14 protein-coding genes are annotated in these 14,409 nt (G+C 65.6%); 5 read left to right on the top strand and 9 right to left on the bottom strand.

Annotated elements, in window-relative coordinates; all coding sequences use genetic code 11:
* Positions 1-13: 13 nt before the first annotated feature.
* From AC3WOB_RS09325 to AC3WOB_RS09295, 7 genes are all read right to left on the bottom strand, one after another.
* A complete protein-coding gene (locus tag AC3WOB_RS09325; protein ID WP_013392242.1) occupies positions 14-976 on the bottom strand; it encodes a Bug family tripartite tricarboxylate transporter substrate binding protein in 963 nt (320 codons plus the stop codon).
* Positions 977-1,066: 90 nt separating this feature from the next.
* The gene (locus AC3WOB_RS09320) at positions 1,067-2,356 is read right to left on the bottom strand and encodes an NTP/NDP exchange transporter (RefSeq protein ID WP_013392243.1); all 1,290 of its coding nucleotides are present in this window, start codon (positions 2,354-2,356) and stop codon (positions 1,067-1,069) included.
* Between the two features lie 4 nt (positions 2,357-2,360).
* Complete coding sequence (locus AC3WOB_RS09315) at positions 2,361-3,278, bottom strand: aldo/keto reductase (RefSeq protein WP_492274809.1); 918 nt, start codon at positions 3,276-3,278, stop codon at positions 2,361-2,363.
* A gap of 92 nt (positions 3,279-3,370) precedes the next feature.
* Positions 3,371-4,081, bottom strand: coding sequence for a Bax inhibitor-1/YccA family protein (locus AC3WOB_RS09310; protein ID WP_013392245.1), 711 nt, complete (start codon positions 4,079-4,081; stop codon positions 3,371-3,373).
* 130 nt (positions 4,082-4,211) lie between these two features.
* Positions 4,212-4,610 (bottom strand): hypothetical protein, encoded by a 399-nt coding sequence (locus AC3WOB_RS09305; RefSeq protein ID WP_013392246.1) that lies wholly within the window; start codon positions 4,608-4,610, stop codon positions 4,212-4,214.
* Positions 4,611-4,656: 46 nt separating this feature from the next.
* The gene (locus AC3WOB_RS09300; RefSeq protein ID WP_492274808.1) at positions 4,657-5,121 is read right to left on the bottom strand and encodes a DNA polymerase III subunit chi; all 465 of its coding nucleotides are present in this window, start codon (positions 5,119-5,121) and stop codon (positions 4,657-4,659) included.
* A 22-nt stretch (positions 5,122-5,143) separates the two neighbouring features.
* Positions 5,144-6,652 (bottom strand): leucyl aminopeptidase, encoded by a 1,509-nt coding sequence (locus AC3WOB_RS09295; RefSeq protein WP_492274807.1) that lies wholly within the window; start codon positions 6,650-6,652, stop codon positions 5,144-5,146.
* Positions 6,653-6,709: 57 nt separating this feature from the next.
* On the opposite strand from AC3WOB_RS09295, the gene lptF reads away from it, so the two are divergent.
* Positions 6,710-7,813: an LPS export ABC transporter permease LptF gene (gene lptF, locus AC3WOB_RS09290; protein ID WP_013392249.1), complete on the top strand. Its 1,104-nt coding sequence runs from the start codon at positions 6,710-6,712 to the stop codon at positions 7,811-7,813.
* Between the two features lie 51 nt (positions 7,814-7,864).
* On the opposite strand, the gene AC3WOB_RS09285 is transcribed toward lptF, so the two are convergent.
* On the bottom strand, positions 7,865-8,785 hold the full coding sequence (locus tag AC3WOB_RS09285; RefSeq protein WP_492274806.1) for a LysR family transcriptional regulator: 921 nt from the start codon (positions 8,783-8,785) through the stop codon (positions 7,865-7,867).
* Positions 8,786-9,008: 223 nt separating this feature from the next.
* Between AC3WOB_RS09285 and AC3WOB_RS09280 the strand changes: the two genes are divergently transcribed.
* The 4 genes from AC3WOB_RS09280 (at position 9,009) to AC3WOB_RS09265 (ending at position 13,373) form a co-directional block, all read left to right on the top strand.
* On the top strand, positions 9,009-10,226 hold the full coding sequence (locus AC3WOB_RS09280) for an ABC transporter substrate-binding protein (protein ID WP_013392251.1): 1,218 nt from the start codon (positions 9,009-9,011) through the stop codon (positions 10,224-10,226).
* Between the two features lie 95 nt (positions 10,227-10,321).
* On the top strand, positions 10,322-11,815 hold the full coding sequence (locus AC3WOB_RS09275; protein WP_013392252.1) for a CoA-acylating methylmalonate-semialdehyde dehydrogenase: 1,494 nt from the start codon (positions 10,322-10,324) through the stop codon (positions 11,813-11,815).
* Between the two features lie 94 nt (positions 11,816-11,909).
* Positions 11,910-12,854: a CysB family HTH-type transcriptional regulator gene (locus tag AC3WOB_RS09270; protein ID WP_013392253.1), complete on the top strand. Its 945-nt coding sequence runs from the start codon at positions 11,910-11,912 to the stop codon at positions 12,852-12,854.
* A gap of 195 nt (positions 12,855-13,049) precedes the next feature.
* Positions 13,050-13,373 carry a DUF2325 domain-containing protein gene (locus AC3WOB_RS09265; protein WP_013392254.1) on the top strand — a complete coding sequence of 108 codons (324 nt, stop codon included), beginning with the start codon at positions 13,050-13,052 and terminating at the stop codon, positions 13,371-13,373.
* A 156-nt stretch (positions 13,374-13,529) separates the two neighbouring features.
* On the opposite strand, the gene AC3WOB_RS09260 is transcribed toward AC3WOB_RS09265, so the two are convergent.
* Positions 13,530-14,189, bottom strand: a complete 660-nt coding sequence (locus AC3WOB_RS09260; protein WP_013392255.1) for a C40 family peptidase — start codon at positions 14,187-14,189, stop codon at positions 13,530-13,532.
* Positions 14,190-14,409: the final 220 nt, after the last annotated feature.

Here is a 14,409-nt window from a genome sequence, read left to right as displayed (position 1 = left end):
GTCGAGATCCGGCTCAGTCCAGCGTGGTGCCGGCGGCCTTGATGATGCCTTCCCATTTGGGCAGCTCCTTGCGTATCTGGTTTTGTACGTCCTGCGGCGTGCCGCCTAGCGGTTCCTGGGAGCGGCTGCGCAGTTCCTTGCTGACGTTGTCCGAGCGCAGCGCCGCGTTCATCGCCGCGTTCAGCCGCGCGATGACCTCGGGTGGCGTGCCGGCGGGTGCGACCAGCGCGCTCCAGGCCGACTGCTCGTAGTCGGGATAGCCTTGTTCCGCCACCGTGGGCACGTCCGGATTGGAGGCGGCGCGGGTCCGGGTGGTGACCGCCAGCGCGCGCAGGCGGCCGTCCTTCAGGTTGCCGATCAGCGGCGGCAGGTTTTCCATCATGGAATCGACGTGGCCGCCCAGCAGGTCGGACAGCTGCGCGGCCGTCGCCTTGTACGGGATCTGGCGCACGGCGGCGCCGGTCTGGGCGATGAAGAGCTTGACGCCGACCTCGCTGGTGGTGCCCGGGTCGGCCGAGGTCATCGTCAGGCGTTGCGGCTGGGCGCGGCTGGCTTCGATGAATCCCTTCAGATCGCGATAGGGCGAGGACGCATTCACCACGATGACGTTGGGCGTTTCGGCGACCAGGCCGATGGCGGCGATGTCGCGGTCCAGGTCATAGAGCTGTTGCTTGAACAGGAAACGATGCAGCACCAGGGTGCCGACGTGGGCATAGCCGATGGTGTAGCCGTCGGCCGCCGCGCGCGCCAGGGCCTGGGTGCCGATGCGGCCGCCCGCGCCGACGCGGTTTTCCACCACCACGGGCTGGCCCAATTGGCGGCTCATTTCCTGGCCCACCAGGCGTGCGGTGATATCAGCGTTGCCGCCGGCCGCGGCCGGCACGATCAGCGTGATGGCGCGCTCCGGATAGGCAGCCTGCGCGGCGGGCGCGGCCAGGCTGAGCAACAGGGCGGCAAGACAGGCGGTGCGTTTCATGACGTTTCCCCAGGCATTGAGAGCTGCGCCATTGTGCGGTCGGGGCTTGGGGAATACGTTTGGTTAAATGAGATGGATGTTCAATAAAACCTAAGATTTATCCTCGTTGCGCCGGTCCGCGGTCCGCCCCAGGCCATGCCCTACCGCGGCGGCGGCCAGCGCGCAGATTGCGCCCAGCGCGGCAACCAGGGCCACGCCGTAGCCCAGCGTGTCCACGCCGGCCTTGACCCAGCCGCTGGCCGCATCGCCCGCACGGTAGACCACGGTGTCGATGACGTTCTTGGTCTTGTACTTGTCCTCGGGCGGGACCGCCGTGAACAGCATTTCGCGCCCCGGCCGGATCAGCGCGTACTCGCCGACGCGGCGCACGATCATGGCCGCGGCCAGCACGCCGAACACGGGAAAGGCCGCCAAGGCCAGGAACGCGACCGTCATGGTCAGTGGCACGGCGGTCAGCAGGAAGCGCAGTCCCAGGCGGGTGGCGACGCGGCCGGTGATGAAGATCTGCGACGCCAGCGACAAGGCCTGCACCGTGAAGTCCAGCGCGCTGAAGACGCGGATGCGTTGGGCCGTGTCGGCAAAGGCATGCGCCACCAGCCGGGCCTGCTCCATGTAGAGAAAGGTGTTGAGCGTGGCCAGCAGGATGACCAGCAGTGAAATTCCCAGCAGATAGGGGGACTGGAAGATGCGGGAGATGCCTGCCAGGATCGAACCTTCGATCGGCTGTCGCATGTCGTCCGGCGCCGCGTCCTCGCGGTTGGCCGCGCGCCAGCGCAGCAGCCAGCGCTTGAGCGGCAAGGTGGCGGTCAACAGCAGCGCAGACAGCAGCAGCAGGCCGGCCGGCCCCAGCGCGCCGGCCAGCAAGCCGCCCAAAAGCGGGCCCGCCAGCCCGCCGGCGCTTGCGCCTGCCGCGATCAGCGCGAACAAGCGCTTGGCGGATTCCATGCGGAACACATCGGCCATCAGGCTCCAGGCGATGGAGACGACGAACAGGTTGAACACCGACAGCCAGACGTAGAAGCTGCGCGCGGCCCAGACGCTGCCGGGCCGCAGATACAGCAGGGCGGCGAAAGCGGCCATGCTGAGCGCGAAGACGGCGTAGACCCAGGTCACCAGCATGGCGCGGGGCACGCGCGCCGAGAGCCAGCCGAACAGCGGCACTACCGCCAGCATGGCGACGAAGGTCGCGGTGAACAGCCACTGCAACTGGTCGACGCCAGCCTGGATACCCATGGTCTCGCGGATCGGCCGCAGCATGAAATAGCCGCAGAACAGGAAGAAGAAAAACGCGAAGCCGCAGGCCGCCGGCGCCAGTTCTTCCCGAGGAAGGCCCAAGGCCTGCGCGGCGCGGCCTGGCAAGCTGCCGGGGGCGGGCGCCATGGCGTCAGGCCAGCAGGGCGGCGATGCGTTCCCGCATGGCGGCATCCGGCATCCGCCCGAAGCCGGCCTGCGCGTTGTCCGCCATATTGGCCGGCTTGGAGGTCGCGGGGATCACTGCGGTGACCGCGGGATGGCCGATGATGAACTTCAGGAAAACCTGGGGCCAGGACTCGCAATCGATCTCGGCGGCCAGCTTGGGCAGCGTCATGCCCTTGACCCGGCGGAACAGCGCGCCGTCCTGGAAGGGGCGGTTGATCAGCACCGCGACGCCATGGGTCTGGCAAGCGGGCAATAGCCTTTTTTCGGCGTTGCGGTCGGCCACGGACAGGTTGATCTGGAGGAAGTCGGGCTTTTCCCGTTCCACCAGTTCGGTCAGCTCATCATGGGCGTGATCGGTGTAGTGGGTGATGCCGACATAGCGGATCACGCCTTGCTGCTTCAGCTCGCGCAGCAGCGCCAGCTGATTGACGGTGTCGATCAGGTTGTGCACCTGGACCAGGTCGAGCTTGTCGCTGCCTAGCGCCTGCTGCGATTGCCGCAACTGGCGCATGGCCGATTCATGGCCCTGCGTGCTGATCTTGGTTGCCAGGAAAGTCCTGGCGCGCAGGCCGCCGTCGCGGGCCAGCAGCGCGCCGGTGACCGCTTCCGCCTGCCCATAGCTGGGGGCGGTGTCGATCAGCTTGCCGCCCTTTTGCAGCAGCGTGTCCAGCACCTGGGCCAACGGCGCCATGGCGGCCTTGTCCGTGGGCGAAACGTTGAAGGTGTCGGCGGTGCCCAGCCCGATGACGGGCAGCGCCTCGCCGGATACGGGTATGGTCCGGGACCACATCGGCGTCACCACGCTGAGCGCGCGGGCCGGCCAAGCGGATCCGATCAGGGCGCTGGCTGCGGCGGTCTGGAGGAAGCGGCGGCGATCGGGCATGGCGTGGCTCCGGCGGAAAGGTGCCCGGCGGGCAAAGAAAAAGGGCCTACACGTGAATGTAGGCCCTTTGTGCCGGTTTGGCTGCGTTGCGATTATTCGCGGTTGCCGCCGAAGATGCCCAGCAGCATCAGCAGGTTCGAGAAGACGTTATAGACGTCCAGGTAGATGGCCAGCGTGGCGGACACGTAGTTGGTTTCGCCGCCGTTGACCACGCGCTGCAGGTCGACCAGCATGAAGGCCGAGAAGATGACGATGGCCAGGACCGAGATGGTTAGCATCAGCGCGGGCAGCTGCAGGAAGATGTTGGCCAGGGCCGCCACCAGGATCACGACTGCGCCGATGAACAGGAATTTCTGCAGTCCCGACAGGTCGCGCTTGATGGTGGTGGCCAGCGTGGCCATCGTGCCGAACACGATCGCGGTGCCGCCGAAGGCCGTCATGACCAACTGCGAGCCGTTGCTCATGCCCATGACGAAGCCCAGCAGGCGCGACAGCATCACGCCCATGAAGAACGTGAAGGCCAGCAGCAGGACCACGCCCAGCGAGCTGTTCTTGTTCTTTTCGATCGCGAACATCAGGCCGAACGCGCCCACCAGGAACACGATGGCGGACAGTCCGGGGCTGGCGCCCATGACGCGGTTGATGCCGGTGTACATGCCCACGGCAGCGCCCAGCACGGTCGGGATCAGCGAGAGCGCCAGGAGCCAATAGGTGTTGCGCAAGACCTGATTGCGCGCGACCTCGCCCGGCGCGCCGGCTACGGCGCCGGAACGGTTAAAGGGGGACGGACGATATTCGTTCATGGAGAACTCCTGTGTACGGCAGAGTAATGGTTGCCTAGAAGGCTTAGAGGGGTAGGATACCTTACAGTTCCCTGAAGAATCCAGTTCTGCCTAGGATTAGACCAGAGGCGGGAAATAGGTTCCAGACGGGTCAACCCGGCCTGACATCCTGCAGCACCCTGGCGACGATGCGCGGCAGTTCCGCGTCCATGCGCGCCTGGATTTGTTCAATGGCCTGGGCCAGGGCCTCGCGCATCAGCTGCTCGACTTCAGCTTGCAGACGGGCGCTCAGCACCGTGGCGTCGGGCAGCCCGGCGCGCGAGGCCGGGACTGGCGTTTCCAGTATAGCGGTATCGAGGGACGTATCGCTGCTGTCCGCCAGGTCCGTCAGTAGCGGAAAGGCGTCGTCGTCATGGGCCGCTGCCGTGTCGTCGGCCAGTTCGGTCAACAGGGGCGCGTCTGCGTCGTCCTCGGCCGAGGGCGGATAGAGCGAGGGCTCGGCCCGTTGGGTCAAGGTAGGAATGCCGTGGTCGGCGGGGCGAGAGGGCATGGGTGGCTCCCGGATGTCGAGATGGCGCGCCGTACGGTCGGGGCGCTCAGCCGTCCGGCTGCTGGCGGCTGAGGTCGTGGCTTTGCGGCGTGTGGCCCGCGGTCAGGTAGGTCCGCCAGCGCTGGCGGGCCGCCTGTTTGTCCTCGGGGTCGTCGGAGACGATTTCAAGCAGGCGCTCGAAAGCCTCGAAGCCGGGAGGGCAGTCGCTGTCCAGGTTCAGCAGCCAGGACGGCTGGGGCTGTCCGCCCTGGCTGGCCGCAGCGGCGGCCTGCTGGGGATCTCCGGCGGTGAGGACCACCGGCGTTTCGGCGGCCAGCGGATCGTTGGCCAGCACGTGCGGCACGAAAGACGTGTCATCGAATGCCCAGAGCATGCGATCGAACGCGGCCAGGCGCGAGCCATCCCTACAGTACACCACCAGCCGCTGCCCGGCCAGGTAGCGCTTGCGCACCACCTGGCAGGCGGTGCGCAAGCGGTCGGGCGCGCCGAAGGCGAAGTCGATGCGCGTCATGCCGGGTTCCGTTGCTGCGGTTTCAAGCCTGGTCCAGCAGGTACTGCATCAGCAGCGGCACGGGGCGGCCGGTGGCGCCCTTGTCCTTGCCGCCGCGCCAGGCGGTGCCGGCGATGTCCAGGTGGGCCCAGCGGTACGAGGTGGCGAAGCGCGAGAGGAAGCAGGCCGCCGTGACCGCGCCCGCCGGCGGGCCGCCGATGTTGGCGAGGTCGGCGAAGTTGGACTTGAGCTGTTCCTGGTAGGCGTCGTCCATCGGCATGCGCCATGCCGTGTCCAGCGACTGGCGGCCGGCGGCTGCCAGCGCGTCGGCCAGGGCGTCGTCCTTGGAGAACAGGCCGCTGTTGACGTTGCCCAGGGCCACCACGCAAGCGCCGGTCAGGGTGGCGATGTCGATGACGGCGGACGGCTTGAAGCGTTCGGCGTAGGTCAACGCGTCGCACAGCACCAGGCGGCCTTCCGCGTCCGTGTTCAGGATTTCAATGGTCAGGCCGGCCATGCTGGTGACCACGTCGCCCGGCTTGTTGGCCTTGCCGCTGGGCAGGTTTTCGCAAGCGGGGATCAGGCCGACCACGTCCAGCGGCAGCTCCAGTTCGGCCAGGGCCCGGAACGAACCCAGCACGCTGGCGGCGCCGCACATGTCGTACTTCATTTCGTCCATGGTGGCGGCGGGCTTGAGCGAGATACCGCCGGCATCGAAGGTGATGCCCTTGCCGACCAGCACGATGGGACCTTGCGCGGCCTTGGCGGCTTTCTTGGCGGTCTTGTTGCCGGCGTGGCGCAGCACGATGAAGCGCAGCGCTTCCTCGGAGCCGCGCGCGACCGACAGGAACGAGCCCATGCCCAGCGCTTCGACCTGCTTGCGGTCCAGCACTTCCACCTTCAGCGACTTGAATTCGCGGGCCAGGCGCTTGGCGGTTTCGCCCAGGTAGGTCGGCGTGCAGATATTGCCGGGCAGGTTGCCCAGCGTGCGGGTCAGGTCCATGCCGTTGGCGATGGCGCCGCCTTCGCGCAGGCCCTTCTGGGCCTGGGCCGCGTCGGCGCGCTCGACGACCTGGACGATCTTCTTGAGCTTGGGGCGGGCGTCGCGGTCGGGCTTGCCGAAGCTGGCGTCGTAATGATAGGTGGCGCTGCCGGCCGCGATGGCGGCGCTGCGCGCGCGGGCGATGACGGCCACGTCGGCGATCGGGTTGGCGACCAGCGTGGACACGCCCTCGGTCAACTGGGCCGACACGCAGGCCGCGGCGAAGGCTTGCTCGGCCGAAGCGTGGGCGCGGGCCGAATACTCTTCCTGCTTGCCCAGGCCGACCAGCACCACGCGCTGCGCGGACACGCCGGGCAGGTTGCGCAGGGTCAGCGTGGAGCCGGCGCGGCCGCGGAACTCGGCCTTGACCACCGAACGCACGGCGCCATTGGAGGCGCGGTCGATGAGGTCGGCGGCGGGGCTCAACACGCCTTCGGCATACACCCCGACAGCCAGGGCGGCGGTTTTGACTTGGTGCAGGGAAGCAGTGGTCTGTGTGCTAAATTCCATGAGGGTTTCCCGTGTACGTCTGTGTAGAATGCGGTCGATTATCCCGCATATTCTCCCATGTCTCTATTCAAACGCTCTGTCGTCAGCGAGATCACCAGTCACGCTGGCGTTGTCTTTTCCACGTTGCTCATCGTGTGGCTCAGCGTGCTGCTCGTGCGCCTGCTCGGTGAAGCCGCTGGCGGCAACATCGGAGCCGACGTCGTGGTGGTGCTGGCCGCGCTGTCGACCATTACCGCCTTGCCGACCATCCTCGCGGTCTCCGTCTTCATCGCGGTCCTGACCACCGTCACGCGCAATTACCGTGAATCCGAAATGGTGGTGTGGTTCGCCAGCGGCCTGTCGCTGGCCGATTGGCTCCGCCCGGTGCTGCGCGTCGCCATCCCCGTGGCGCTGGCGGTGGCGGGCTTGACGCTGGTGGCGGCGCCCTGGGCGTACCGCCAGATCGGTGAATACCACGAACGCTTCGAGCAGCGGTCCGACCTGTCCAAGGTCACGGCAGGCCAGTTCGCGGAATCGTCCGGCGGCAACCGCGTGTTCTTCGCCGAAGATCCCCTTACGCCCAGCGATGAACTGGGCAATGTGTTCGCGCGCGAAAACGGCCCCGAATGGCTCAGCGTGCTGACCGCAAGCAAGGCGCACAGCGAAACCATGCCCAACGGCGACCGCTTCCTGGTGCTGGGCGAAGGCCATCGCTACGACCTGAAGCCGGGCACCCCCGAGATCCGCCTGGTGCACTTCGATAAGTACGGCCTGCGCCTGGAAAGCAAGTCGGGCGGCGATCCCGTGGCGGAAGCGCGCGCCAATGCGGAGCGCTCGGCCAAGGCGCGCACCACGCCCCAACTGATCGCCGACAACACTAACAGCAGCTGGTCGCAAGTCATGTGGCGCATCTCGCTGCCATTGGCCGCGCTGAACCTGGCGCTGCTGGCGATTCCCCTGGGCGCCGTCAATCCGCGCCTGGGTCGATCGGGCGACCTGCTCATCGCCGGCCTGGTGGGCCTGCTGTACATGAACCTGATCAACCTGTCGCGCGCCTGGATCTCCAACGGCAAGCTCAGCTTCGGCCTGGGCGTGTGGGCGATCCACGCCGCGGTGGCGGCGCTGACGGTCTTCCTGCTGATGCGGCGCCTGCGCGTGAAGGCGCCCAAGAACAGCGCTTGACGCCACCAGATCCGACGCCTTGCGGCCCGCCCAGAGCGGGCCGCGGCGTTTTCAGGGCAGGTACTTCATCGTGCCGCCCTTGCCGGCCAGCAGGTCGGCGTTCTTCAGCACCGACTTGCGGATGAAATCCCATAGGGCCGTCACGCGCTTGAGCTTGCGCAGGTCTTCATGGCAGTACATCCAGAACGAGCGCGTGATCTCGACCTCATCCGCCAGCACCGGTGTCAGCCGCGGATCCTGCGCGGCGATGAAGCAGGGCAGGATCGCCAGCGACTGGCCCTGCAACGCGGCGTGGTATTGCGCCACCACGCTGGTGCTGCGCAACACCACCTTGCTGGCGGGCAGCAGGTCTTCCAGATAGCGCAGCCGCTCGCTGAACAGCAGTTCGTCGACGTAGCCGATGAAGGTGTGCTCGGCCAGGTCCGCGCGCTCCCTGATCGGCGGATGGCGGGCCAGATAGCCGGGCGTGCCGTACAGGCGCAGCGTGTAGTCGCACAGCTTGCTGCACACATAGGGGCCGCGCTGGGGGCGCTCGATGGTGATGGCCAGATCGGCCTCGCGCTTGGACAGGCTGACGAAGCGCGGCACCGGCAGGATGTCCAGGGTGATGTGCGGGTAGCGGCGCTGGAAGTCCGCCGCCAGCGGCGTCAGCACATAGCTGCCGAAGCCCTCGGTGGCGCCGATGCGCAAATGGCCCGACAGCGCCTGGCCGATGCCCGACAGGTTTTCACGGGCGGAGTGCACGGTGCTTTCCATCTGCTCGGCATGGACGAACAGGCGCTGGCCGTCCTCGGTCAGCACGAAGCCCGCGCTGCGCGACTTCTCGAACAGCAGCGTGTCCAGCTCGGCTTCCAGTGCGCGGATGCGCCGCGACACCGTGGTGTGTTCGACCCCGAGCTTGCGTGCGGCGGCGCTGACCCGCTGGGTGCGGGCGACTTCAAGAAAATATCTCAGGCTGTCCCAATCAAGCACTTTCCGCCTCTCCCGGGCCGGCCGCGCAGCGCGCCGCCGGCTAAATTCCACTTGTGCATGAATGCACAAGGAATGTGCATTTCTAGTGTTGCTTGTTGATTTTCACACATCTACACTGGGTCGGCGGGCTCAGAGCCTGACGACAGGCTCTCCGGGGCTCAAGCCCTGGGACCGCAGGCCGCGCAGACGGCGCCATAACGCATAAAACTCAGGAGACAAATCCATGAAATTGCACGCACGCGGGCTGGCCGTAGGCTTGTGTCTGGGCGCCGCATTGGTCGGCCAGGCTCAGGCGGCGGACAAGCCGCCAGTGAAGATCGGCATTCTGACGGACATGTCTGGCACCTACGCCGGCATGGGGGGACCAGGTTCGGTGGCGGCGGCGCAACTGGCGATCGACGACTGCCTGGCGGCGGAATGCAAGGGCATGAAGATCGAGCTGGTGTCCGCGGACAACCAGAACAAGGCCGACGTGGGCGCGGCCAAGGCGCGCGAATGGTTCGACCGCGACGGCGTTACCGCCATCGCCGACTTGACCAACTCGGCGGTGGCGCTGGCGGTGCAGGGCATCGCGCGCGAAAAGAACAAGGTGGTGATGTTCTCCGGTCCCGCGACCACGGCGCTGACCAACAAGGAATGCTCACCCGTGGGCTTCCACTGGATGTTCGACACCTATTCGCAATCCGCCGGCGGTGCCAAGGCCACGGTGAGGGCCGGCGGCAAGTCCTGGTACTTCATTACCGTGGACTACGCCTTCGGGCACTCGCTGGAAGCCGATACCGCCAAGGCCGTGCAGGCGCTGGGCGGCACGGTGACAGGCAGCGTGCGCCATCCCCTGAACGCGCCGGACTTCGCCTCCTACCTGCTGCAGGCGCAGGCTTCCAAGGCCCAGGTCGTGGCGCTGGCCAACGGCGGCCAGGACACGGTCAACGCGGTCAAGCAGGCGCGTGAATTCGGCATCGTGGCCGGCGGCCAGCGTCTGGTGTCGCTGCTGATCTTCCTGTCCGACCTGCGCGCGCTGGGCCTGGAAAGCGCCCAGGGCCTGTCGTACGTGGACGGCTTCTACTGGGACTACGACGACGCCACGCGCCAGTGGTCCACGCGCTTCGAGAAGGCCTTCCGCGGCCTGAAGCCCACCATGACGCAGGCCGGCGTTTACTCCAGCGTGCGGCACTACCTGCGTTCGGTCGCGGCTTCCGGCAGCACCGACGGCAAGGTGGTGGCCGACAAGATGCGCGCGCTGCCCATCGAGGATCCGATCATGCGCAACGCGTCCATCCGTCCCGATGGCCGCGTGATCCACGACATGTACCTGTATGAAGTGAAAAAGCCGGCAGAGTCCAAGGGCGGCTGGGACTATTCCAAGCTGGTGGCCACCATCCCGGCCGCCGAGGCCTTCCAGCCCCTGGCGGATTCGAGCTGCCCGCTGGTCAAGAAGTAAACCCTGGGGCGCCGGCAGGCCATGGCCGCCGGCGCGCCTGAAGATCCATGACGCGGATTCCATCCGCATCGACTACGCAGTGTGAGGAGCATCAAATGAGTGAAGTCCCCCGCGTTCCGCTATTGATCGGCGGCAAGCTCGTGCAGTCCAAAACCACCGAATGGCGGGACGTGATCAATCCCGCTACCCAGGAGGTCGTCGCCAAGGTGCCCTTCGCCACGCGCGAAGAACTGGACCTGGCCATCTCCAACGCCAAGGAGGCTTTCAAGACCTGGCGCAACAGCGGGCAGGGCGCTCGCATGCGCGTCATGCTGAAGTTCCAGGAACTGCTGCGCGCCAACTCCGGCAAGCTGGCCGAAATGATCACCCGCGAGCACGGCAAGACCCTGCCGGACGCCGAGGGCGAAGTCGGCCGCGGCCTGGAAGTCGTGGAGCACGCCTGCTCCATCGCCAACCTGCAACTGGGCGAGTACGCCGAAAATGCCGCGTCCGGCATCGACGTCTACACGCTGATCCAGCCGCTGGGCGTGTGTGCGGGCATCACCGCGTTCAATTTCCCGGTCATGCTGCCTTGCTTCATGTTCCCGATCGCCGTGGCCTGCGGCAACACCTTCATCCTCAAGCCCTCCGAGCAGGACCCGACCTCCTCGCTGTTCCTGGCGCAGCTGGCGCTGGAAGCCGGCCTGCCGCCTGGCGTGCTGAACGTGGTGCATGGCGGCCCGGAAACCGCCAACGGCCTGTGCGAACACCCGGACATCAAGGCGGTCTCGTTCATCGGCTCGACCCGCGTCGGCACCGAGATCTACAACCGCGCCTCGGCCGCCGGCAAGCGCTGCCAGTCCATGATGGGCGCCAAGAACCACTGCGTGATCCTGCCGGACGCCGATCCCGAGGTCGCGCTGAACCAGCTGGTGGGCGCCGCCTTCGGCGCGGCCGGCCAGCGCTGCATGGCCTCGTCCGTGGCCGTGCTGGTGGGCGAAGCCCGCAACTGGCTGCCCGACTTCGTCGAGCGCTCCAAGAAGCTCAAGGTCAATTCCGGCATGGACCGCGAAGCGGACCTCGGCCCCCTGGTTTCGCCCAACGCCAAGAAGCGCGTCGAAAGCTTGATCCAGAAGGGCGTGGACGAAGGCGCCAAGCTGCTGCTGGACGGCCGCAGCCTGAAGGTCGCCGGCTTCGAGCAGGGCAACTTCGTGGGCCCGACGATTTTCGACGGCGTCACCGAAAACATGACCATCTACACCGAGGAAATCTTCGGACCGGTCCTGTGCGTGGTAGGCGTGGAAACGCTGGAGGACGCGGTGGCGTTCATCAACCGCAACCCCAACGGCAACGGCGTGGCGTTGTTCACCCAGGATGGCGGCGCGGCGCGCTACTTCCAGAACAACATCGACGTCGGCCAGGTCGGCATCAACGTGCCGATCCCCGTGCCGGTGGCGTGGTTCAGCTTCACCGGTTCGCGTGGTTCCAAGCTGGGCGACCTGGGCCCCAACGGCAAGCAGGCGGTGCAGTTCTGGACGCAGACCAAGACCGTCACTGCGCGCTGGTCGGCCCATGCCAAGAGCGTGAACACCACGATCTCGATGCGCTGAAGTGGGGACGCCTCGCATGTAAGCTTATATAAATAAGTTATATAACGAGGTGTCCTTATTACTTATAATTGGCCCGTCTATCAGGGGCCAATTCATGAACCTGCAGCAATTTCGTTTTGTGCGTGAAACCATCCGGCGCGACTTCAACCTGACCGAAGCCGCCCGGATGCTCTACACCTCACAGCCCGGCGTCTCCAAGGCGATCATCGAGTTCGAGGACGAACTGGGCATCAAGATCTTCGAACGGCACGGCAAGCGCATCAAGGGACTGACCAAGCCCGGCCTGGCGGTGTCGCAGGTCATCGACCGCATCATGCGAGAAGTCGACAACCTGAAGAAGGTCAGCGACGAATTCGCACGCCGCGACGAGGGCGGCCTGGTCATTGCCTGCACCCACACCCAGGCGCGCTACCTGCTACCGCGCGTGATTCCCGCGTTCCGCAAGCAATTTCCCAAGGTGCACCTCTCGCTGGCCGAAGGCAGCCCCGCGCAACTGGCCGAAATGGTGCTGCACGAGCAGGCCGACCTGGCCTTGGCGACGGAATCGCTGGCCTTGACGCCCGGCCTGGCAACCTTGCCGGTATATGCCTGGGAACACACCGTGGTGGTGCGTCCGGATCATCCCCTGGCCGAATTGACCTCCAGCGCCGCCAAGCGCCTGTCGCTGGCGCAATTGGCCGAGTTTCCCATCGTCACCTATGACCGCGCCTTCACCGGCCGCAGCACCATAGACGAAATCTTCGCCAACCAGGGCATCCATCCGGACATCGTGCTGGAGGCCATCGACGCCGACGTCATCAAGACCTACGTAGACGTGGGCCTGGGCATCGGCATCATCGCGGGCGTGGCCTACGATCCGCGCCGCGACGGCAATCTGGTGGGCCTGCCCGTGGGCCATCTGTTCGGCACGCATACGACCCGGGTGGGCGTGAAAGCAGGGGTGTTTCTGCGCGACTACGTCTACACCTTCCTGGAAATGCTGGCGCCTTCGCTGACCCGCGCGGTGGTAACCGAGGCGGTGCAGGGCACGCCCAAGTAGCAGCCCGGTTCCCTGCGGACTGAAGGCGCGGCGCCATTGGGCGGCGCGCCTTTTTTCTTGGTGCGTCGCGGTCCGCGCTATCCCCTTTGATAGGCTCATAAAAATAATTAAATAAGAACTGATCTCATTTGAGTTGACTAAAAAATAGGAATCATTATCATTACATCCAGTCTCAACGACCCAGTGAGGTTCATCATGACGGCAGGATTAAGTGCAGTGGTAGTGGGCGCCGACCGCCTCGGCAACATCCCGGATCTGCTCAAAGGACACAATATTTCGATCACGCACCACATCAGCGGCCGTGATCCCTCGCATCAAAAGAAGACGTTGCAACTGCCCTCGGGCACCCAGCTGGTCATCCTGCTGACCGACTTCCTGGGCCACAACGTCATGAAAACCTTCCGCAACGCCGCGCAACGCGGCGGCATCCGCGTCGTGGCTTGTCGGCGTTCGGTGTGCAGCATGCAACAGGCCCTGCAGCAATGCGGCCTGTGCCCGCGTTCGGGCTCGGTGCACTGACAGCGCGGTCTGCCGCCGCCAAACAAAAAACTGGGGAGGCCGAAACGGCCTGCGGCCCCTGGGCCGCGAAGAGAGATGAAAAACGCCGCCGGACTGGAAAGTCCGGCGGCGTTTTGCTTGTGGCGAGGAGAGCCTGGCGGCTATCCTGGAAAGGTGTCAGTTGGCTGCGCGGGCGGACGCCATCAGGCTGTTGTCCAGGCGGCGCGCGCCGTTGTAGCGCTTGGACCAATAGGCCATGGTCATGTTTTCGACGCGGACCACGCCGCCGGCGCTGGGCGAGTGCACGAAGCGGTCATCGCCCAGGTAGATGCCCACGTGCGAATAGCGGCGGCCCAGCGTGTTGAAGAAGACCAGGTCGCCGGCCTTGAGTTCGTTCTTGGCGACCGAGACGCCTTGTTGCGCCATTTCGGCGGCGTTGCGGGGCAGCTTCAGGCCCAGCGAACGTTCGGCCGTGTAGGTGACCAGGCCGCTGCAATCGAATCCGGTATCGGGGGAATTGCCGCCGAAGCGGTAGCGGATGCCCAGGTGGTTCAGGGCTTCGCTGACCAAGGCGTTGTCGCTGTTGACGCCCGAATGGGTCTTCTGGCGTTCACGCTTGAATTTCTGGCTTACCAGCACGCCGATGGGATCATCGGTGGTGGCTACCCATTCCGTTTCGTAGGGATCGATCTCGGACGTATGGGCGGTTGACTTTTGATTTGTAGCGGCACAACCTGCCAGACCCACCACGCATGCAACCAACGCCAGCAAACGCAGACCGCGAGTTGCCTGGCCGGAGGAAGGATTCAGTCTCGCGTGGTTGGAGTGTCGATGCATGCGCCTGGGGGTGACTTGCAGATAACGGCAAAAAACACGGAATTCGCCGTGAATGTGGCCGAGATGTCAGCAAAATCAACATTGTTCTACAACTTCGCGGGGATTCTACCAAACTTTTAAGACCAGTTCGTTACGAAACCGGCGTTAATGTCCATGCAGCGTGGACATTTGGCAGAACATTTTGACTTGCGGCAAGCCTCGTGCAAGGTTTGCCTACCAG

It is taken from the genome of Achromobacter sp. FW305-C-30-7 (genome assembly GCF_058783105.1).
The sequence above is the reverse complement of the archived record's forward strand: the minus strand, read 5'-3'. Positions and strand labels throughout refer to the sequence as shown.

Excerpts from the sequence above, each read along its gene's own strand:
- AC3WOB_RS09325 (WP_013392242.1), bottom strand. The coding sequence starts at position 976 with ATGAAACGCACCGCCTGTCTTGCCGCCCTGTTGCTCAGCCTGGCCGCG.
- AC3WOB_RS09320 (WP_013392243.1), bottom strand. The coding sequence starts at position 2,356 with ATGGCGCCCGCCCCCGGCAGCTTGCCAGGCCGCGCCGCGCAGGCCTTG.
- AC3WOB_RS09315 (WP_492274809.1), bottom strand. The coding sequence starts at position 3,278 with ATGCCCGATCGCCGCCGCTTCCTCCAGACCGCCGCAGCCAGCGCCCTG.
- AC3WOB_RS09310 (WP_013392245.1), bottom strand. The coding sequence starts at position 4,081 with ATGAACGAATATCGTCCGTCCCCCTTTAACCGTTCCGGCGCCGTAGCC.
- AC3WOB_RS09305 (WP_013392246.1), bottom strand. The coding sequence starts at position 4,610 with ATGCCCTCTCGCCCCGCCGACCACGGCATTCCTACCTTGACCCAACGG.
- AC3WOB_RS09300 (WP_492274808.1), bottom strand. The coding sequence starts at position 5,121 with ATGACGCGCATCGACTTCGCCTTCGGCGCGCCCGACCGCTTGCGCACC.
- AC3WOB_RS09295 (WP_492274807.1), bottom strand. The coding sequence starts at position 6,652 with ATGGAATTTAGCACACAGACCACTGCTTCCCTGCACCAAGTCAAAACC.
- lptF (WP_013392249.1), top strand. The coding sequence starts at position 6,710 with ATGTCTCTATTCAAACGCTCTGTCGTCAGCGAGATCACCAGTCACGCT.
- AC3WOB_RS09280 (WP_013392251.1), top strand. The coding sequence starts at position 9,009 with ATGAAATTGCACGCACGCGGGCTGGCCGTAGGCTTGTGTCTGGGCGCC.
- AC3WOB_RS09275 (WP_013392252.1), top strand. The coding sequence starts at position 10,322 with ATGAGTGAAGTCCCCCGCGTTCCGCTATTGATCGGCGGCAAGCTCGTG.
- AC3WOB_RS09270 (WP_013392253.1), top strand. The coding sequence starts at position 11,910 with ATGAACCTGCAGCAATTTCGTTTTGTGCGTGAAACCATCCGGCGCGAC.
- AC3WOB_RS09265 (WP_013392254.1), top strand. The coding sequence starts at position 13,050 with ATGACGGCAGGATTAAGTGCAGTGGTAGTGGGCGCCGACCGCCTCGGC.
- AC3WOB_RS09260 (WP_013392255.1), bottom strand. The coding sequence starts at position 14,189 with ATGCATCGACACTCCAACCACGCGAGACTGAATCCTTCCTCCGGCCAG.